The organism is Cognatilysobacter tabacisoli, assembly GCF_003586305.1.
GTDB classification, from domain to species: Bacteria; Pseudomonadota; Gammaproteobacteria; order Xanthomonadales; family Xanthomonadaceae; genus Cognatilysobacter_A; species Cognatilysobacter_A tabacisoli.
The window spans coordinates 77,543-96,361 of the sequence record NZ_KZ987400.1 but is presented as its reverse complement, the minus strand read 5'-3'; the positions used below and the strand labels follow the sequence as shown (position 1 = coordinate 96,361).

Genomic DNA, 18,819 nt, shown 5'->3' with positions numbered 1-18,819 from the left:
GGTCAGGTTTCGGCGGTCGGTCACAACGTCACGCGGTGCGCCGCCCGGGGCGGACAGCGGTCCCCGCCGGCGGACCGCTCCGCCACGCCGGCGTCGGCGACTTTCCGTCGCCGCGGCGGCTCCGCCGTCAGGCGTCTTTCAGCGAGGCGAGCAGGAACAGGCGCGCCTTCTGCCAGTCGCGGCGGATGCTGCGCTCGGAGCGCTGCAGCAGCGCGGCGATCTCCAGCTCCGACAAGCCGGCGAAGTAGCGCAGCTCGACCACCTGCGCCAGCCGCGCATCGACCGAGGCCAGCCGCGTCAGCGCCGTGTCCAGCCCGAGGGTGTCCTCGTCCAGCCGCAGCCCGCCCTCGAGGTCCTCGGGCAGTTCGGTGACGCGGTGCAGGTCGCCGCCGCGCTTCTGCGCCAGCCGCTGGCGGGCGTAGTCGACGACCACGCTGCGCATCGCCGACGCAGCGTAGGCGAAGAAGTGGGCGCGATCGTCGAACTGCGCCTCGCGGCGGCCGATCAGCTTCAGGTAGGCCTCGTGCACCAGCGCGGTCGCATCGAGCGTGTGCCCGTGCTGCCCGGCCAGCTGGCGGCGGGCCATCGTGTGCAGTTCCTGGTACAGGGTGGCCAGCACGCGGTCGAGCGCGCCGCGGTCCCCGTCCCGCGCTGCATCCAGCAGTACCGTGATTTCCGCGGTGTCCGACATCAGGTGCCCCCAAAGTGCGCCCGACTATAGCGCGATCATCCGGTCGCGACGGCGGCGCGGGTCACGACCGGAAACGGACCGGCGACCGGCGGACGCGGCGGCCCCGCCAGCCAGGTCAGCGCTGGCAATACGGGCACCACGCCGTCGTGCGCTGGCCGACCGCGGCCTGGCGCAGCGGCCGGCCGCAGCGCCGGCACGGCTCGCCGCCGCGCCCGTAGGCCGACAGTTCCTGTTCGAAGTACCCCGGCGCGCCGTCCGGGCTGAGGAAGTCGCGCAGCGTGGTGCCGCCGCGCGTGATCGCGTGGCGCAGGATCGCCTTCACCGCGTCGGCCAGCGCGCCGTAGCGCTCGCGCGACACGCGCCCGGCCGCGCGCAGCGGCGCGATGCCGGCGCTGAACAGCGCCTCGGCGGCGTAGATGTTGCCGACCCCGACGACCGTCTTCTGGTCCATCAGGAAGGTCTTCACCGATGCGGTCCGGCCGCGGCTGGCGGCGAACAGGTAGTCGCCGTCGAACGCGTCCGACAGCGGCTCGGGGCCGAGGCCGGCGAGCAGCGGGTGGGTCGTGCCCGGTGGCTGCCACAGCAGGCAGCCGAAACGGCGTGGGTCGTTGAAGCGCAGCACCCGGCCGGCGGCGTCCGCGTCGCCGTCCAGCTGCAGGTCGACGTGGTCGTGGTCGCGCACCGGGGTGTCGGCGGGCAGCACCCGGAGCGAGCCGGACATGCCCAGGTGCAGCAGCGCGCTGCCGGCCGCGGTGTCGATCAGCAGGTACTTCGCGCGCCGGCGCACCGCGTCGATGCGCTGGCCGGGCAGGGTCTCGACGACGTCGAACGGGATCGGCCAGCGCAGGTCCGGGCGGCGCAGCACCACGCCGGTGACGCGGCGGCCGACCAGGTGCGGGGCCAGGCCGGCGCGGGTGGTTTCGACTTCGGGCAGCTCGGGCATCGCGCCAGCTTAGCGCCGGCGCCGCGGCGTCCGCGCGCGATGAACGGGCGCACCAAACTGAACGCCGCCACGCTTGCATTCGACCTTCACGACCCGCATCACGAACCCGATGACGCCGAGGTCGAGGGCGGGCCGCGCGTGGCATCATGCGACGGGGCCCGCGCGCGCGGCGCCCGCGCCCGGATCGAGTCTGTCTCCGCGGCGGCCTTTCCTCCCGGAGTCCGTGATGCCCCTGTTTTCTTCCGAGTTGTCCCTGGTCGATTTCCTCGCCGGCGGCCTGACCCAGGCCGGCGTCGGCGCGCTGCTCGTCTACCTGCTGGCCGCGACCCAGCTGACGATCTTCGCCGTCACCCTGTACCTGCACCGCAGCGCCGCGCACCGCGCGGTCGACTTCCACCCGGCCGTGGCCCACGTGTTCCGCTTCTGGACGTGGCTGACGACGTCGATGATCACGCGCGAGTGGGCGGCGATCCACCGCAAGCACCACGCGAAGTGCGAGACCGAGGAAGACCCGCACAGCCCGCAGGTCAAGGGCATCGGGATGGTGTTCTGGCGCGGCGTCGAGCTGTACCGCGAGGCGCGCGCCGACCGCGCGTCGATCGAGAAGTACGGCAAGGGCTGCCCGGACGACTGGATCGAGCGCAAGGTCTACACCCCGCACGCCACGCTCGGCCCGACCCTGCTGCTGTTCATCAGCTTCGCGCTGTTCGGCTTCAAGGGCGTGGCCGTGTGGGCGATCCAGATGGCGTGGATCCCGTTCTGGGCCGCCGGCGTCGTCAACGGCCTCGGCCATTGGTGGGGCTACCGCAACTTCGAGACCACCGACACGGCGACCAACCTGACGCCGTGGGCGTTCTGGATCGGCGGCGAGGAGCTGCACAACAACCACCACGCGTTCCCGTCGTCGGCGAAATTCGCGCTGCGCCGGTTCGAGTTCGACATCGGCTGGAGCGTGATCAAGCTGCTCGAGAAGGTCCGCCTGGCCAAGGTGCTGCGCGTGGCCCCGACGCTGGACGTGCGCCCGAACATCGCCATGCCCGACAGCGAGACGCTGCGCGCGCTGCTGGCGATCCGCTTCCAGGCGATGACCGACTACTACCGCGGCGTCACGCTGCCGGCGCTGCGCGAGGAGGCCGCGTCGGCCGGCGCGCGCATGCGCGCGCTGCTGCCGCGGAAGCTGCGCAAGGGCCTGGCCGACGACGGCCGCTGGCTCGACGACGACCAGCGCGCGCGGCTGCAGGCGTGGATGGCCGAGCGCCCGCGCATGGCGCAGGTCGCCGAGTTCCGTGCCCGCCTGGCCCAGGTCCTCGACGACCGCTCCAACGACGCCCAGGCCACGCTGCAGCGCCTGCACGCGTGGTGCGCCGAGGCCGAAGCCAGCGGCATCCGCTCGCTGCAGGCGTTCTCGGCGCGGATGAAGGGCTACGCGCTGGCGCCGATGCCGGCGTGACCCCGTGCCGATGACCGCCACCGGCCGCATCCGCCCCGCGCCGCACGGCGCGCGCGCGCTGTGGATCGCGCTGGCGGCCGTCGGCGCGCTGCTGCCGCTCGCCTCGCCGGCGCAGGTGACCGCGACCGGCGAGTACCTCGCACGGATGGATGCCGACCGCGACGGCCGCGTCTCGCTGGCCGAGTTCCAGGACTGGATGGGCTACGCGTTCGCGCGGATGGACCGCGACGGCGACGGCGTGCTCTCTGCGGCCGAGCTGCCGGGCGGGCGCGGCAAGCCGATCGCGCTGGCCGACCACCGCGCCGCGCTGGCGGTCACGTTCGGCCGCCAGGACCGCAACCGCGACGGCTGGCTCGACGCCCGCGAACTGGCCGCGCCGCCGCAGTAGCGCGCAGCGGCTCGGCAGCCACGGCGCGGGTGGCCACAGTGACGGCGTCCACGGCCCGGGCCGGCGGCCTCTGCTAGATTGCAGTCCTCTGCCGCGACGGGGCGATCCGTGGCACGTCGATTCCTGGGACGCAATGCGCTGCTGGCGGTCGCCGGCGCTGCGCTCGTGGGCGCGGGCCTCGGCGCGGCGTGGCAGGCGATCCAGAACCGCGACGCCGCCCAGCGCCACCTTGAGCGGGACACGCGCGCCGTCACCAGCGACATCGTCCGCCGCGTCGCCGCGTTCGAGACCGGGCTGCGCGGCACCCGCGGCGCACTGATTGCCGCGACGCCGCGCGCGATCACCCGCGAGCGGTTCCGCAGCTACGCGCGCTCGCGCGATTTCGAACGCGAGTTCCCCGGATCGCGCGGGTTCGGCTTCATCCGCCGCCTGCCCGAGGGGGCCGGGCCGTCGTTCACCGCCACCGCGCGCCGCGACGGCTGGCGCGACTTCCGCATCCGCGAGCTGGCGCCGCACGACGGCGAGCACTTCGTGATCCAGTACATCGAGCCGCAGGCGCCCAACACCGAGGCGATCGGGCTCGACATCGCTTCCGAACCCAACCGGCGGCAGGCGGCGATCGAGGCGATGACCAGCGGCGAGCCGCGGCTGACCGGCCCGATCACGCTGGTGCAGGCCTCCGGCGCGCGCAACCGCGGGCTGCTGTTCCTGCTGCCGGTCTACGAAGGATCCGACGCGCCCGCCACGCGCGAGGCGCGCCTGCGCCGCACGGTCGGGTGGGCATACACGCCGATCGTCGTCGACGAGCTGCTCGCGACCGGGGCGCGCGAGGCCGACGCGCCCGACCTGCGCATCAGCGACGTGACCGACGGCGCGGCCGTGCTGCTGTACGGCGCGGCGCAGGCGCCCGACACGATCGGCAACGCGGTGACGATCGAACTGTACGGCCGCCGCTGGCAGCTCGAGGTGTTCGCCACGCCCGGCCTGATGCGCGAGGTGGGCCCACCGGTGTGGCGGACCGCGCTGTCGACCGGCCTGTTCGCGCTGCTGCTGGCGGTGCTGGTCGCGTTCGCGCTGGGCCTGCGCGCCGGCGGCGCGCGGCTGCGCGAGCACCGCGAGCGGCTGGCCGCGCTGGTCGAGGATTCGGCCGACTCGATCATCGGCGTGACGCCCGCCGGCCGCGTGCTCGAATGGAACCCCGCCGCGGCGCGGATGTTCGGCTACAGCGCCGACGAGGCGATCGGCCGCTCGCTGGTCGACCTGGTCGTGCCGGCCGAGCGCGTCGCCGAGGACGCGTTCCTGCTCGCGCGCGCCGGCGCCGGCGAGCGCATCACCGGATTCGAGACGATCCGCCGCCACCGCGGCGGCGGGCTCGTCTACGTCGACCTCAACGCCAGCGTGCTGCGCGCGGGCCTGCAGGGCGACGTGATCGCGATGACGCTGCGCGACATCGGCGAGCGCAAGGACGCCGAGGCGCGCCTGCAGCAGCAGCAGGCCGCGCTCGAGGACGAGGTCCTGCAGCGCAACGAGGAACTTGCATCGGTCGGCGCGCTGCAGCGCGCGATCCTCGACAGCGCCAGCTACGCGATCATCGCCACCGACACCGAAGGCACGATCACCCTGTTCAATCCGGCCGCCGAGGCGATCCTAGGCTACGCGGCGGCCGAAGTGGTCGGCCGCGACACGCCGGCGCTGTTCCACGACCGCGCCGAGATGGCCGAGCGCGCCACCCGCCTGAGCCTGGACCTCGGGCGCCCGGTGCAGCCGGGCTTCGATGTGTTCGTCGCGCGGGTGCAGCAGGGCGGCTACGAGACCAGCGAGTGGACGTTCATCGCCCGCGACGGCACGCGCGTGCCGGTGCTGCTGACGGTCACCGCGATGCGCGCCGAGGACGGCATGCTGCTGGGCTACGTCGGCATTGCCGTCGACCGGCGCGACGCGCTGGCCCGGCAGGAGGCGCTGGAGGTCAGCGAGCGCAAGCTGCGCGGGCTGTTCGAACTGTCGCCGGTCGGCATCGCGCTGACCGATGCGCGCGGCCGGTTCGTCGAGTTCAACGAGGCGTTCCGCGCGCTGGTCGGCTACGAGGACGACGAGCTGCGCCAGCGCGACTACGAGGCGCTGACCGTGCCGGGGCTCGAGGCCAAGGAGCGCGCGGCGATCGAGCAGGCGCGCCGCACCGGGCGCTACGGCCCGTACGAAACCCAGTACATGCGCAAGGACGGCACCCGCGTGCCGGTGCGCCTCAACGGCGTCTCGCTGCGCCTCAACGGCCGCCTGCACTTCTGGTCGCTGGTCGAGAACATCACCGGCCAGCGCGAGGTCGAGGACGCGATGCGCCAGGCGCTGGCCGCGGCCGAGGGCGCGAGCGCGGCCAAGAGCGACTTCCTGGCCAACATGAGCCACGAGATCCGCACGCCGATGAACGCGATCATCGGCATGCTGCAGCTGCTGCAGCGCTCGGGCCTGCAGCCGCGCCAGCTCGACTACGCCGACAAGGCCGACACCGCCGCGCGCGCGCTGCTCGGGCTGATCAACGACATCCTCGACTTCTCCAAGATCGAGGCCGGCCGGCAGGTGCTGGACCCGCACCCGTTCGAGCTGCAGCCGCTGCTGCACGAAATCTCGGTGCTGGTCAGCGCCGGCGTCGCCGACAAGGACATCGAGGTGGTGTTCGACGTCGACCCGGCGCTGCCGCCGCGGCTGGTCGGCGACGCGATGCGGCTCAAGCAGGTGCTGATCAACCTGACCGGCAACGCGATCAAGTTCACCGCGTTCGGCGAGGTCGTCGTGTGCCTGCGCCAGGTCGCCGACGACGGCGAACGGGTGACGGTCGGCATCGAGGTGCGCGACACCGGCATCGGCATCGCGCCCGAGCACCTGGAGCGGATCTTCGAGGGCTTCTCGCAGGCCGAAGCCTCGACCACGCGGCGCTTCGGCGGCACCGGCCTCGGCCTGGCGATCAGCCGCCGGCTGGTGCAGCTGATGGGCGGCGAGCTGCGCGTCGACAGCGAGCGCGGGCGCGGCAGCCGCTTCCATTTCGAGGTGCCGTTCGAGCGCGACGCGAGTCCCGTCGCGGTGCCGGCCGAGGCCACCGAGGCTGCGCTGCTGGCGGCGACCCCGGGCCTGCGCGTGCTCGTCGTCGACGACAACCGCACCGCGCGCGAGTCGATCAGCGAACTCGGCCGCGCGCTGGGCTGGACGGTCGAGACCGTCGACAGCGGCGCGCGTGCGCTCGCGCGGCTCGAGGGCGCGCGCATGTCGGCCGAGACGTTCGACGTGGTGTTCCTCGACTGGCGCATGCCCGGGCTGGACGGCTGGGAGACCGCGCAACGCATCCGCGAGCGCGGCCTGCAGGGCGACGCGCCGCTGGTCGCGATGGTCACCGCGCAGGGCCGCGAACTGCTCGACCGTCGCGCCGAGGACGAGCCGTCGCCGCTCGACAGCTACCTGGTCAAGCCGATCACCGCGAGCATGCTCGCCGCGTCGGTGCACGCCCCGCGCACGGCGGCCACGCCCGATCCGGCGGGCGAGCCTGCGATCGCGGCCACCGGCACGCTGCGCACCGGCAGGCTCGACGGCCTGCGCGTGCTGGTGGTCGAGGACAACCCGGTCAACCAGCTGGTCGTGCGCGACCTGCTGACCGGCGAGGGCGCCGGGGTCGAGATCGCCGACGGCGGCCACGCCGCGCTGCGCGCGCTGGTCGGCGAGGCGCACCGCTTCGACGTGGTCCTGATGGACATCCAGATGCCCGGCATGGACGGCTACACCGCGACGCGGCAGATCCGCGGCCGGCTCGGCATCGGCACGCTGCCGATCATCGCGATGACCGCCAACGTGCGCCCGTCCGACCGCGACGCCGCGCTCGCCGCCGGCATGAACGACCACATCGGCAAGCCGTTCGACCTCGACGCGCTGGTCGCGCTGCTGCAGCGCTGGACCGGGCGCGCACCGGGCGCCGCGGCGTCGAGCCCGTCGCCCGCGCCGAGCGAGCCGGTCGAGCCGCCGCCGCCGGCCGCCGACGCGCCGGTGTTCGAGCCGGATGCGGCGATCGCGCGCTTCGGCGGCAAGGTGGCCACTTTCCGCGCCGCGCTGGACCGCTTCGACGACGACGTCGCCGCGCGGCTCGACGCGTACGGCAAGGCGCTGGCCGGCGGCGCGCACGACGTCGCCGCGCGCGAGCTGCACACGCTCAAGGGCGTGTCCGCGACGATCGGCGGCACGCGGCTGGCGCGCGCGGCGGCCGAGATCGAACACGAGGCGCCCCAGGCCAGCGGCGGCCTAGTCGTGCTGGCGCGGGTCAAGCGCCTGCGCGGGGAAATGCACGCGCTGCGCGCGGCGATCGACGGCTGGCGCGACGCGCATGCCGAAGCGGCGCCGCCGCCGGCGGCCTCGACGCACACGCTCGACCCGGCCGCGCTGCAGTCGCTGGCCGCGCTGCTGGCCGACTCGAACCTGCGCGCGCTGGCCCTGTGGGGCGACCTGGAGCCGGTCGTCGCCGCGCACGATCCGGGCACCGCGCGCGCGGTCGGCGAGGCGATTGGCCGGATGGACTTCAGTGCGGCACGATCGGCGCTGACCCCGATGCTCGAACGACGCGACGCCACATCCCGATGATGCCGCCCCCGGTGATCGACCCGAAGCCCGACCCCGCCGCCGCTGCCGCCGGCGGAGCCGAGGTGGCCGCGTTCTCGCCGCCGCCGCGCGCGCGCCTGCTGGTCGTCGACGACCAGCCGGTCAACATCCACGCGCTGTTCTCGGTGTTCGCCGACGACCACGACGTGTTCGCCGCGACCAGCGGCGAGCAGGCGCTCGCGTTCTGCCAGCAGACCCCGCCCGACCTGATCCTGCTCGACGTCGTGATGCACGGCATGGACGGGCTCGAGGTGTGCCGGCGGATCAAGTCCGATCCGGAGCTGCGCGGCATCCCGGTGGTGTTCGTCACCGGCCAGAACAACCCCGACGAGGAAGCCGCGTGCTGGGACGTCGGCGCCGTCGACTTCATCACCAAGCCGATCAACGCGCGCACCGTGCGCAACCGCGTGCGCGCGCACCTGACCCTGAAGCACCAGGCCGACCTGCTGCGCCGGCTGGCCACCGCCGACGGCCTGACCGGGCTGCCGAACCGGCGCCAGTTCGACGAGCGCATGGAAGCCGAATGGCAGCGCGCGCGCCGCAGCGGCACCCGGCTGGCGCTGCTGATGATCGACATCGACCACTTCAAGGCGTTCAACGACAGCGTCGGCCACCTCGCCGGCGACGACTGCCTGCGCGCGGTCGCCGTCGCGATCGACAGCGCGATGCGCCGGCCCGGCGACCTCGCGGCGCGGCTCGGCGGCGAGGAGTTCGGCTGCATCCTGCCGGAGACCGAGTCCGCCGGTGCGCTCGGCGTTGCCGAACGCGTGCAGCAGGCCATCGGCCGGCTGCGCATCGGCCACCCTGCCAGCCCGCACGGTTCGGTGTCGGCCAGCATCGGCGTCGCGGTGGCGACGCCGGCCGACGGCGGCAAGCCGGCCGACCTGCTCAAGGCCGCCGACGCGCAGCTGTACTCGGCCAAGCGCGACGGCCGCGCCCGGATCGCGGTCGCCGGCGACTGATCCGGGAAACCCGCCGCACGCCGCGCGATCCCGACCCACCGAAACGACGACGCCGGCTTGCGCCGGCGTCGTCGCGAGGGCCAAGGCCCGCGGGGAGCGCACTCACTCGGTGATGTCGACGTCCTTGGTCTCGCGCAGGAACAGCGAGCCGATCACGAACGTCATCAGCGCGATCACGATCGGGTACCACAGGCCGTAGTAGATGTTGCCGGTGGCCGCGACCAAGGCGAACGCGATCGTCGGCAGGAAGCCGCCGAACCAGCCGTTGCCGATGTGGTACGGCAGCGACATCGAGGTGTAGCGGATGCGGGTCGGGAACAGCTCGACCAGCCACGCCGCGATCGGCCCGTAGACCATCGTCACGTACAGCACCAGGATGGTCAGGATCAGCAGCACCATCGGCTTGTTGATGCGCGCGCCGTCGGCCTTCTCCGGGTAGCCGGCGGCGGTCAGCACCGGCTTGAGCTCGCCGAGGAAGCGGTCGGCGGCGACCTTGGCCTGCGCCTTGTCGAGCCCGGCGCCCTCGTAGCTGGCGGTCTGCACGTCGCCGATCATGACCTGGGCGATGCTGCCGGCCGGTGCGGACTCGACCGTGTACGGCACGCCGGCCTTGGCCAGCGCCGAGGTCGCGATGTCGCACGAGCTGTTGAACACCTTCTTGCCGATCGGGTCGAACTGGAACGAGCAGGTGGCCGGGTCGGCGATCACGCGCGCCGGCGCGCTGGCGCTGGCCTCGCCGATGGCGGGGTTGGCGTAGTGGGTCAGCGCCTTGAACAGCGGGAAGTACGTCAGCGCCGCGATCAGGCAGCCGGCCATGACGATCTTCTTGCGGCCGATCTTGTCCGACAGCCAGCCGAAGAACACGAAGAACGGCGTGCCGATGATCAGCGCGCCGCCGATCAGCAGCCACGTCGTGGTCGCGTCGACCTTCAGCGACTGGGTCAGGAAGTACATCGCGTAGAACTGGCCCGCGTACCAGACCACCGCCTGGCCGGCGGTCGCGCCGAGCAGCGCCAGCAGCACGATGCGGCCGTTCTTGGAGAAGAAGCTCTCAGTCAGCGGCGCCTTCGACAGCTTGCCCTCGTTCTTCATCTGCTGGAACAGCGGCGACTCGGACAGCTGCAGGCGGATCCACACCGAGATGCCGAGCAGCACGATCGACAGCAGGAACGGAATGCGCCAGCCCCACGCCTCGAACGCCTCGACGCCGACGGTCTCGCGCACGCCGAGGATCACGATCAGCGACAGCAGCAGGCCGATTGTCGCGGTGGTCTGGATGAAGCTGGTGTACAGGCCGCGCTTGCCGTGCGGGGCGTGCTCGGCCACGTAGGTCGCCGCGCCGCCGTACTCGCCGCCGAGCGCCAGGCCCTGCAGCAGCCGCAGGACGATCAGGATGATCGGCGCGGCGATGCCGATCGTGGCGTAGTTGGGCAGGATGCCGACGAGGAACGTCGCGAAGCCCATGATCACGATCGTGACCAGGAACGTGTACTTGCGCCCGATCATGTCGCCGAGGCGGCCGAACACCAGCGCGCCGAACGGACGCACCGCGAAGCCGGCCGCGAACGCCAGCAGCGCGAAGATGAAGCCGGTGGTCTCGTTGACGCCGCTGAAGAACTGCTTGGCGATGATTGCCGCCAGCGAACCGTACAGGTAGAAGTCGTACCACTCGAACACGGTGCCGAGGCTGGACGCGAAGATGACCTTCTTGTGCCCCTGGGTCAGGGGCACGCTCGAAGGCGCGGAAGCTGCAGTGGTTGCCATGAGGTATGCCCCTTAGAAGCTGTACTTGACGGTGGTGTGCAGGCGGCGCAGGTCGCCCTCGCGGTCGTCCTCCAGCGAGCGCTGCCCATAGATCAGCTCGGCGCCGACGTCGAGCTTCGGGAACGGCGAGTAGATGACGTTGGCGTGGATCGACTGCGCGCGCTCGGTCACGCCGAAGCCGGTCAGCGCCTTGTCGTTGTCGAAGTGCGCGGCCGAGTACATCAGGTTGGTGCGCAGTTTCGGGTTGAACACGTGCCGCCACGAAACGAAACCGCCGTAGCCGTCGAGCGGTTCGAGCGAGCCATCGGCCGCCTGCACCACGTCGCTGCCGAGGCCGAACGCGAGGTAGCGGCCGATGCCGCTGCCGGCGTTGACCGCGTAGCGCAGGTCGTCGCTCTTGCCGAGGTTGAACTTGCCCGAGACGCTGACCGCGCCGCCGGTCGAGGTGTCCTCGACGCCGGTGACGAGGTTCTCGTACTTGAACTGCCGCGCCATGCCGGCGACGGTGAAGTGGCCCCAGTCGCCGCGCGTGATCCAGCGCGCGGTGAGGTCGGGCATCAAGTTGTCGCCGGTGTTGAAGCGCGCGCCGGCGTTCTGGAACGGCGTGACCGTGGTCTGCGGGTTCTCGGCCGAGAACGACCACGCGCCGGTGGTGTAACGCAGCTGCGCCTGGCGGACGAAGATCGTGCCGTCGGTCGGGCCGACGAAGTCGACCGCGTCCGGAAGCGCGGCGGTGTCCATGAAGTTCGACCACGTCTGGCCGGCCAGCCACTTGCCGTAGCTGACGTAGGCCTGGCGCAGCGACACGGCGTAGGTGTTGGTGGCCGTCTCGTTGCCGACCAGCGCGTTGCTGCCGCCGCCGAACATGTCGGCCTCGATGTAGGCCTTGACCTTCTGCCCGCCCTCGGTGGTGTGGTCGGCGGAGAACCAGAAGCGCGAGAACAGCGCGTGCACATCGGTGTAGGCGTCGCCGCCCTCGGCCGTGGCGCCGCCGACCGGGATCGCCGACGGCAGGTAGAACAGGCGGCCGGACGAGCCGTCGGCGATCTTGCCGTCGCTGGTGTCGGTCGCCATCGCGTCGAGCTTGATGAAGCCGCCGTACGAGAACGCGGTGTTCGGATTGGCCGCGGTCATGATCGTGGTCGGCTGGATCGCCTTGCCGGCCGCCGGTGCGGCCGCCGGTGCGGTCGCTGCGGCGGGCGCGGCGGGCGCCGCGGCCTGCGCGGCCCTGACCTCGGTCACCTGGCCCTGGGTCTGCTGCTGCTGCGCGGCGAGCTGCTGGACCATCTTCTCGAGTTCGGCGATGCGCGCTTCGAGTTCGCGCTCCTTCGCCGTCTGCGCGAACGCCAGTCCGGGCAGGCAGAGTGCGACCAGCATCGCGGCCGCGAGCGGCCGTCGGCGCGCGGTGGTCGAGGCCCGGGTCGATGTCGTGCTGGTGGTCATGTATCCCCTCCCAAGGAACGCCACGCCGATCGCGCGGTCCGACGGAGACTGGGACCGCACTGCGCTGCACAACCATTCGCCATTGGTCGAACCTAGCCATTGGTCGAAGCCGCCGCGGGTTACGACCAAGGTCTAGCGGCGCGGACGGCGTGCCGCGCGGGCGATGCGGCACACTCGGGGTTCCATCCGCGCCGCGCAGGCGGCGCCCGTCGCGTCCTGGAGTGCGCCATGAGCCCGTCGTCCCCCGTCTACCCGGTCCAGCCCACGTTCGCCGCGCAGGCGCGCATCGACGCGGCCGCGTACGAGCGCATGTACGCCGAGTCCGTCGCGCACCCGGACAAGTTCTGGGGCCGCGTCGGCGAGCGTCTGGAGTGGATGCGCAAGCCGACCCAGGTCAAGGACGTCAGCTTCGCGCTCGACGACTTCCACATCCGCTGGTACGCCGACGGCGAGCTCAACGCCAGCGTCAACTGCCTCGACCGCCACCTGGCCACCCGCGGCGACAAGACCGCGCTGCTGTTCGAGCCCGACGACCCGGCGCAGCCGGCGCAGGCGATCAGCTACCGCGAGCTGCACGCGCGCGTGTGCCGGCTCGCCAACGCGCTGCGCGCGCTCGGCGCGCGCAAGGGCGACCGCATCACGATCTACCTGCCGATGATCCCCGAGGCCGTGGTCGCGATGCTGGCGTGCGCGCGCATCGGCGCGATCCATTCGGTGGTGTTCGGCGGCTTCGCGCCGCAGTCCATCGCCGACCGCATCGCCGACTGCGGAAGCAAGCTGGTGATCACCGCCGACGAAGGCCTGCGCGGCGGCAAGAAGGTGCCGCTGAAGGCGAACGTCGACGCCGCGCTGAAGATGCCCGGCACCCACAGCGTCGAGACCGTGCTGGTGGTCCGCCACACGCACGCGGCGGTCGACATGCAGATGCCGCGCGACCGCTGGTACGACGCCGTCGTCGAGGGCCAGCCGCTGACCTGCGAGCCCGAGCGCATGAGCGCCGAGGACCCGCTGTTCATCCTGTACACGTCCGGCTCCACCGGCAAACCCAAGGGCGTGCTGCACACCACCGGCGGCTACCTGGTCTATGCCAGCTACACCCACGAGTCGGTGTTCGACCTGCGCGAGGACGACGTGTACTGGTGCACGGCCGACGTCGGCTGGGTCACCGGCCACAGCTACATCGTCTACGGACCGCTGGCCAACGGCGCGACCGCGGTGGTGTTCGAGGGCGTGCCGAACTACCCGACGGTGTCGCGCTTCTGGGAGGTCATCGACAAGCACCAGGTGACGATCTTCTACACCGCGCCGACCGCGATCCGCGCGCTGATGCGCGACGGCGACGAGCCGGTGCAGCGCACCTCGCGCGCGTCGCTGCGGCTGCTCGGTACGGTCGGCGAGCCGATCAACCCCGAGGCGTGGCGCTGGTACCACGAGGTGGTGGGCGATTCGCGCTGCCCGATCGTCGACACGTGGTGGCAGACCGAGACGGGCGGCATCCTGATCACCCCGCTGGCCGGCGCGATCGACCTCAAGCCCGGCTCGGCGACCAAGCCCTTCTTCGGCGTGCAGCCGGCGCTGGTCGACGCCAACGGTGGCGTGCTCGACGGCGAGGCCGAGGGCAACCTGGTGCTGCTCGACTCGTGGCCGGGGCAGATGCGCACGGTGTACGGCGACCACGAGCGCTTCATCGACACCTACTTCCGCACGTACCCGGGCACGTACTTCACCGGCGACGGCTGCCGCCGCGATGCCGACGGCTACTACTGGATCACCGGACGCGTCGACGACGTCATCAACGTGTCCGGCCACCGCATCGGCACGGCAGAGGTGGAAAGCGCGCTGGTCAGCCATCCGAAGGTCGCCGAGGCCGCGGTCGTCGGCTTCCCGCACGACCTCAAGGGCCAGGGCATCTACGCGTACGTGACGCTGATCGCCGGCGAGCCGGCGTCGGACGAACTGCGCAAGGAACTGGTCGCGCACGTACGCAAGGAGATCGGGCCGATCGCCACGCCGGACCACCTGCAGTGGGCGCCGGGCCTGCCGAAGACGCGCAGCGGCAAGATCATGCGGCGCATCCTGCGCAAGATCGCCGAGAACGCACCCGACCAGCTCGGCGACACCAGCACGCTGGCCGACCCGTCGGTGGTCGATTCGCTGGTGCGCGAGCGCCGGGTCCCGTAGCCTCGGGCGCATGCCGATGCTGTCCTCGCCCGTGATCCTCGTTGCCGACGACCACCCGCTGTTCCGCGAGGCGCTGCGCGGCGCGGTCGCGCGCGTGGTGCCCGACGCGCGCCTGCACGAGGCCGACAGCGTCGACGCGCTGCACGCGCTGGTCGAGCGCGAGCCCGACGCCGACCTGCTGCTGCTCGACCTCAACATGCCCGGCGCGCAGGGGTTCAGCGCGCTGGTGCACCTGCGCGCGCTGCACCCGCAGCTGCCGATCGTCGTGGTGTCCGCGCGCGAAGAGCCGGCGGTGATGCGCCGCGCGCTCGACCACGGCGCGATGGGCTTCATCCCGAAGTCGGCCGATTCGGCGCAGCTGGGCGAGGCGATCGAGCGCGTGCTCGACGGCGACCGCTGGGCTCCGCCGGCCGCGTTCACCGCGCCGGCCGCGGCCGCCGACGAGCACGACGCCGCGCAGCGGCTGCGCGACCTCACCCCGCAGCAGTTCCGCGTGCTGCAGATGCTCGGGGCCGGCCTGCTCAACAAGCAGATCGGCTACGAGCTCGGCGTGTCGGAGGCGACGGTCAAGGCCCACGTCACCGCGATCCTGCGCAAGCTCGGCGCCAACAACCGCACCCAGGCCGTGCTGATCGCCGGCCGCCTGGCGCTGGACCCGGGCGCGATCGTGCTGCCGCCCGAAGACGCCGAGTAGCGCCGCCGGGCCGCCGTGCCGCGCCGCCCGTCGCGCTCCCGCGGCGCACGCTGCGACGGCGCCAGCAGATCCTTCGCCGCCCGCTTGCTGCGCTGGCGCTCCCGGTTCAGCATCGGCGCAGGCGCGCCGGACCGTCCTCCGGCCGACCCCTACGCCCCGGGGACCCGACGATGCAGACGAAGCCGACCGCCCGTCCGTTGCGCGCCGACGCCCGCCTGCCGCGATCGCTGCGCCGCGCGCTGCTGTCGCTGCTGGCGCTGATCGTGGTGCTGCTCGCCGCGTGGTGGTTCTACTCGCGCCCGGTCGCGCCCGAAGCGTTCTACGTGCCGCCCGACGACGTGCCCGCGCGGCCCGGCGCGCTGCTGCGCAGCGAGCCGTTCACCCGCGGCGTGCCGGCCAGGGCGCAGGCGTGGCGGATCCTGTACACGACCACCCGCGACGCCGGCGCGCCGGCGATTGCCAGCGCGATCGTCGTCGTCCCGGCCGCACCCGCGGCGACGCCGCGACCGGTCGTCGCGTGGACCCACGGCACCACCGGCGTGATGCCGGGCTGCGCGCCATCGCTGCTCGACGCACCGTTCGCCAACGTGCCGGCGTTCGAGCCGGCGCTTGCCGCCGGCTGGGCGATCGTCGCCACCGACTACGTCGGCCAGGGCACGCCGGGGCCGCACCCGTACCTGATCGGCGAGGGCCAGGCCCGCTCGGCGCTCGACGCGGTGCGCGCCGCGCGCGCCGTCGAGTCGGCCGCACTTGGCGCGGTCACGGTGGTGTGGGGCCATTCGCAGGGCGGCAACGCCGCGCTGTGGACCGCGATCCGCGCGCCCGGCTATGCGCCCGATGCCGGCGTCGTCGCGGTCGCCGCGGTCGCGCCGGCCAGCGACCTGCGCGCGATGATCCGCCGCATCGCCGACGCGCCGGTCGGCCGGATCATGACCTCGTACGTGCTGCAGGCCTACGACGCGCACTACGACGACGTCGACTTCGACGCGTACACGCGGCCCGAAGCGCGATGGCTCGCGCGCGACATGGCCGGCCGCTGCCTGGCCGGTCGCCAGTCGCTGCTGTCGGTGGCCGAGGCGATGGCCGCCGGCGGCAGCATCTTCGCCCGCGACCCGGCCGGCGGCGCGCTCGGCGAGCGGCTCGCGCAGAACACGCCGGACGCGCGCATCGGCGTGCCGGTGCTGCTGGCCCAGGGCGACGCCGACGACCTGGTGCTGCCCGACGTGCAGCGCGCGTTCGTCGCCCGGCGCTGCGCGGCCGGCCAGGCGATCGACTACCGCCGCTACCCCGGGCGCGACCACCTCAGCGTCGTCGCGCCCGACTCGCCGTACACCGCCGACCTGATGGCGTGGACGCGCGACCGCTTCGCCGGCAAGCCCGCGCCGGCAACGTGCTCGGGGCTCGACGCGCGCTAGGCCGCCCGGCGCACGTCGTCGCTAGCGCGCGGCGGCCCGCGGCTGGAAATCCGGGTGGCCGAGCTGCCAGAGCAGGAACGCGAACTGGTCGGTGTCGAGCTGCACGTAGTCGACGCCGGCGTTGTGCCCGCCCTCCCACTTGATGTCCCACAGCACCGGCGGTCCGTCGGGCGCGGCGGCGTTGAGCCGGGCGACGAACTTGCCGCCGACCCACAGCGGGATCGTGTAGTCGGTGGCGCCGCTGCCGATCAGGAACGCGGGGCGGCGGGCGCCGTCGAGCACCTGCTGGTACGGCGACAGCGCGGTGATGCGGCGCACGCCCTCGGCCGTGGCCGGGTCGCCGATGTCGCGGATGCTGCGCGCGCCCGCGGCGGAGCGGTCGGCCATGCGCAGCTGGTCGAACGCGCCGACCGACAGCACCGCCGCGCCGATCAGGTGCGGCGCCTCGAGCGCGGCCATGCCCATCGTCATGCCGCCGCAGCTGCCGCCGGTCGCGCCGATGCGGCCGGGGCGGGTGACGCCGGTGCGCACCAGGTCCTTGGCCACGTCAATCGCATCCTCGAACGCGGCCGGCTTGTTGCGGTCGCGGCCGGCGCGGTGCCAGTCGGCGCCGAGTTCGCCGCCGCCGCGCAGCGCGACGCGCACGAACGCGCCGCCGCGTTCGAGCCACGCCTGCAGCGACGGCCAGTAGAACGGGGTGTTGTTGACCCCGAAGCAGCCGTAGCCGTCCATCATCACGAACGCGCCGCCGTCGTCGCGCGCGCCGGCCGTGCGCACCAGCGTGTATGGAATGCGCTCGCCGTCGCGGGCGATCGCCCAGCGCAGCTCGGTGCGCGCGTCGAGTGGCGTCGCGTCGCTGCCGGCATCGAGCGCGGACGCACGCGGCGCCCGGTCGCCCGGGTCCACCAGCCACCCGCGCCGCGGCGACAGCCAGTCGACCTGCGACAGCCACGCGCCGCGGCCCTCGACGCCGACGGCGAGCGACTCGACCACGCCGGCCGGCAGCGCGATCGCGCGCGCGCCGGCGTCGTCGATCACGTGCAGCCGCGCCTGGCTCAGCAGCGACTCGACCGCGTACACGCCGTCGGCCGCAACGGCCAGCTGGGTCAGCACGCCCTCCTGCTGCGGCAGCACCACCTGCGGCTGCGGCGCGGCCTCGCGCAGGTCGTAGCGCACCACGCGGAAGCGCGGGCTGCCCGCGGCGTCGGCGGTATAGAGGAAATCGCCGCGCACGCCGAAGCCCGGTACGCGGATGTCGGACGACCACACCCGTCGCGACGGCGGCGGCGCGGTGCCCCCCGCGGCGTCGAGGTCGACGATCCACAGCTCCAGCCCGGACGGCTTACGCCGCCAGATCGACAGCCAGCGCGGGTGCGGCTCGCCGTTGACGTACAGCGTGTCGGCTTCGTCGATGCCGGCGGTGAGCCCGTGGCCGAACAGCGCGCGGTCGTCGGCCACTGGCGTGCCGAGGCGGTGCACGAACACCTGCCCGCGGCGCGCGCGCGCGGTGTTGTCCATCGCGTCGCTGGCGTCGGGCCGACGCACGTAGAAGAAGCCGGAGCCGTCGGCGAGCCAGCGCGGGCGGAAGCCGTTGGAGTCGGCCCACAGCGGCCAGCGGATCGCGTCGGGCAGCAGCCGGTTCGCGACGAGGTCGTACACGCGCAGGGTCGGAAACTCTTCGCCCTTCTGCGTCGTGCCGAACGCCAGGTGGCGGCCGTCCGGCGACAGCACGCGCGCGGCGGCGACCTCCGACCACGGCCCGTCGGCTGCGGGGAGGGCGGCCATCAGGTCGACGACGCGCTCGCGCCCCTGCGCGCCGTCGCGTACCAGCAGCTGCAGCGCGCCGTCGCCATCCGCGCGCCGGTACAGCCAGCGGTCGCCGCGCACCTGGAGGTCCTGGATCGCGCGGCCTGGGCGGTCGAGCCCGCGGATGCGCTCGCCGAGCGCGACGCGGCCGTCGATCGTATCCAGCACGGCGCGTGCATGCGCCGCCTCCGCGCGCGTCCACGCGTCGAAGTCGGCGCCGCCCGCTTCCATCCACCGGTACGGATCGGCGATGCGTACGCCGTGCACCGTGTCGACGACCGCCTCGACGCGCGGCGGCGGCGGCCGCGGCGGCGCGGCGATCGCGACGCCGGCGATGAGGCCGCACGCCAGCGTCGCGGCGAGGGCGTGGCGAAGCCGGCGTGCGCTTGCGTCGTTCATGCAGTCATCCCCGTGCGTTCCCTTGCGAAACGCGGCGCGAACCGCGCGCCG

At 73.1% G+C, this 18,819-nt stretch carries 12 protein-coding genes; 7 read left to right on the top strand and 5 right to left on the bottom strand.

What is annotated here, in order from left to right:
- Nucleotides 1-127 precede the first annotated feature (127 nt).
- Both D3A60_RS00410 and mutM read right to left on the bottom strand, forming a co-directional pair.
- Nucleotides 128-691 (bottom strand): ECF-type sigma factor, encoded by a 564-nt coding sequence (locus D3A60_RS00410; protein ID WP_119716759.1) that lies wholly within the window; start codon nucleotides 689-691, stop codon nucleotides 128-130.
- A 115-nt stretch (nucleotides 692-806) separates the two neighbouring features.
- Nucleotides 807-1,634 (bottom strand): bifunctional DNA-formamidopyrimidine glycosylase/DNA-(apurinic or apyrimidinic site) lyase, encoded by an 828-nt coding sequence (gene mutM, locus D3A60_RS00405; RefSeq protein WP_119716758.1) that lies wholly within the window; start codon nucleotides 1,632-1,634, stop codon nucleotides 807-809.
- A gap of 226 nt (nucleotides 1,635-1,860) precedes the next feature.
- Here mutM and D3A60_RS00400 point away from each other — a divergent pair, with 226 nt between their 5' ends.
- The 4 genes from D3A60_RS00400 to D3A60_RS00385 all read left to right on the top strand — a co-directional run bounded on the left by D3A60_RS00400 (nucleotide 1,861) and on the right by D3A60_RS00385 (nucleotide 9,066).
- Nucleotides 1,861-3,084 (top strand): DesA family fatty acid desaturase, encoded by a 1,224-nt coding sequence (locus tag D3A60_RS00400; protein ID WP_119716757.1) that lies wholly within the window; start codon nucleotides 1,861-1,863, stop codon nucleotides 3,082-3,084.
- A gap of 10 nt (nucleotides 3,085-3,094) precedes the next feature.
- A complete protein-coding gene (locus tag D3A60_RS00395) occupies nucleotides 3,095-3,472 on the top strand; it encodes an EF-hand domain-containing protein (protein WP_119716756.1) in 378 nt (125 codons plus the stop codon).
- A gap of 108 nt (nucleotides 3,473-3,580) precedes the next feature.
- Nucleotides 3,581-8,086: a PAS domain S-box protein gene (locus tag D3A60_RS00390; RefSeq protein ID WP_196778597.1), complete on the top strand. Its 4,506-nt coding sequence runs from the start codon at nucleotides 3,581-3,583 to the stop codon at nucleotides 8,084-8,086.
- On the top strand, nucleotides 8,083-9,066 hold the full coding sequence (locus D3A60_RS00385) for a diguanylate cyclase domain-containing protein (RefSeq protein ID WP_231120344.1): 984 nt from the start codon (nucleotides 8,083-8,085) through the stop codon (nucleotides 9,064-9,066). Before D3A60_RS00390 ends, D3A60_RS00385 begins: the two co-directional genes overlap by 4 nt.
- 102 nt (nucleotides 9,067-9,168) lie before the next feature.
- On the opposite strand, the gene D3A60_RS00380 is transcribed toward D3A60_RS00385, so the two are convergent.
- Nucleotides 9,169-10,830 (bottom strand): MFS transporter, encoded by a 1,662-nt coding sequence (locus tag D3A60_RS00380; protein ID WP_119716753.1) that lies wholly within the window; start codon nucleotides 10,828-10,830, stop codon nucleotides 9,169-9,171.
- A 12-nt stretch (nucleotides 10,831-10,842) separates the two neighbouring features.
- Nucleotides 10,843-12,273 carry a DcaP family trimeric outer membrane transporter gene (locus D3A60_RS00375; RefSeq protein WP_231120343.1) on the bottom strand — a complete coding sequence of 477 codons (1,431 nt, stop codon included), beginning with the start codon at nucleotides 12,271-12,273 and terminating at the stop codon, nucleotides 10,843-10,845.
- A gap of 228 nt (nucleotides 12,274-12,501) precedes the next feature.
- On the opposite strand from D3A60_RS00375, the gene acs reads away from it, so the two are divergent.
- The 3 genes from acs (at nucleotide 12,502) to D3A60_RS00360 (ending at nucleotide 16,563) form a co-directional block, all read left to right on the top strand.
- The gene (gene acs, locus D3A60_RS00370; RefSeq protein WP_119716752.1) at nucleotides 12,502-14,454 is read left to right on the top strand and encodes an acetate--CoA ligase; all 1,953 of its coding nucleotides are present in this window, start codon (nucleotides 12,502-12,504) and stop codon (nucleotides 14,452-14,454) included.
- Nucleotides 14,455-14,470: 16 nt separating this feature from the next.
- Nucleotides 14,471-15,148 carry a response regulator transcription factor gene (locus D3A60_RS00365; protein WP_119717464.1) on the top strand — a complete coding sequence of 226 codons (678 nt, stop codon included), beginning with the start codon at nucleotides 14,471-14,473 and terminating at the stop codon, nucleotides 15,146-15,148.
- Nucleotides 15,149-15,318: 170 nt separating this feature from the next.
- Nucleotides 15,319-16,563, top strand: coding sequence for an alpha/beta fold hydrolase (locus tag D3A60_RS00360; RefSeq protein ID WP_119716751.1), 1,245 nt, complete (start codon nucleotides 15,319-15,321; stop codon nucleotides 16,561-16,563).
- A 21-nt stretch (nucleotides 16,564-16,584) separates the two neighbouring features.
- On the opposite strand, the gene D3A60_RS00355 is transcribed toward D3A60_RS00360, so the two are convergent.
- Nucleotides 16,585-18,768, bottom strand: coding sequence for a prolyl oligopeptidase family serine peptidase (locus D3A60_RS00355; protein ID WP_119716750.1), 2,184 nt, complete (start codon nucleotides 18,766-18,768; stop codon nucleotides 16,585-16,587).
- Nucleotides 18,769-18,819: the final 51 nt, after the last annotated feature.

Coding starts and splice junctions, on each gene's coding strand:
- D3A60_RS00410 (WP_119716759.1), bottom strand. CDS start 691: ATGTCGGACACCGCGGAAATCACGGTACTGCTGGATGCAGCGCGGGAC.
- mutM (WP_119716758.1), bottom strand. CDS start 1,634: ATGCCCGAGCTGCCCGAAGTCGAAACCACCCGCGCCGGCCTGGCCCCG.
- D3A60_RS00400 (WP_119716757.1), top strand. CDS start 1,861: ATGCCCCTGTTTTCTTCCGAGTTGTCCCTGGTCGATTTCCTCGCCGGC.
- D3A60_RS00395 (WP_119716756.1), top strand. CDS start 3,095: ATGACCGCCACCGGCCGCATCCGCCCCGCGCCGCACGGCGCGCGCGCG.
- D3A60_RS00385 (WP_231120344.1), top strand. CDS start 8,083: ATGATGCCGCCCCCGGTGATCGACCCGAAGCCCGACCCCGCCGCCGCT.
- D3A60_RS00380 (WP_119716753.1), bottom strand. CDS start 10,830: ATGGCAACCACTGCAGCTTCCGCGCCTTCGAGCGTGCCCCTGACCCAG.
- D3A60_RS00375 (WP_231120343.1), bottom strand. CDS start 12,273: ATGACCACCAGCACGACATCGACCCGGGCCTCGACCACCGCGCGCCGA.
- acs (WP_119716752.1), top strand. CDS start 12,502: ATGAGCCCGTCGTCCCCCGTCTACCCGGTCCAGCCCACGTTCGCCGCG.
- D3A60_RS00365 (WP_119717464.1), top strand. CDS start 14,471: ATGCTGTCCTCGCCCGTGATCCTCGTTGCCGACGACCACCCGCTGTTC.
- D3A60_RS00360 (WP_119716751.1), top strand. CDS start 15,319: ATGCAGACGAAGCCGACCGCCCGTCCGTTGCGCGCCGACGCCCGCCTG.
- D3A60_RS00355 (WP_119716750.1), bottom strand. CDS start 18,768: ATGAACGACGCAAGCGCACGCCGGCTTCGCCACGCCCTCGCCGCGACG.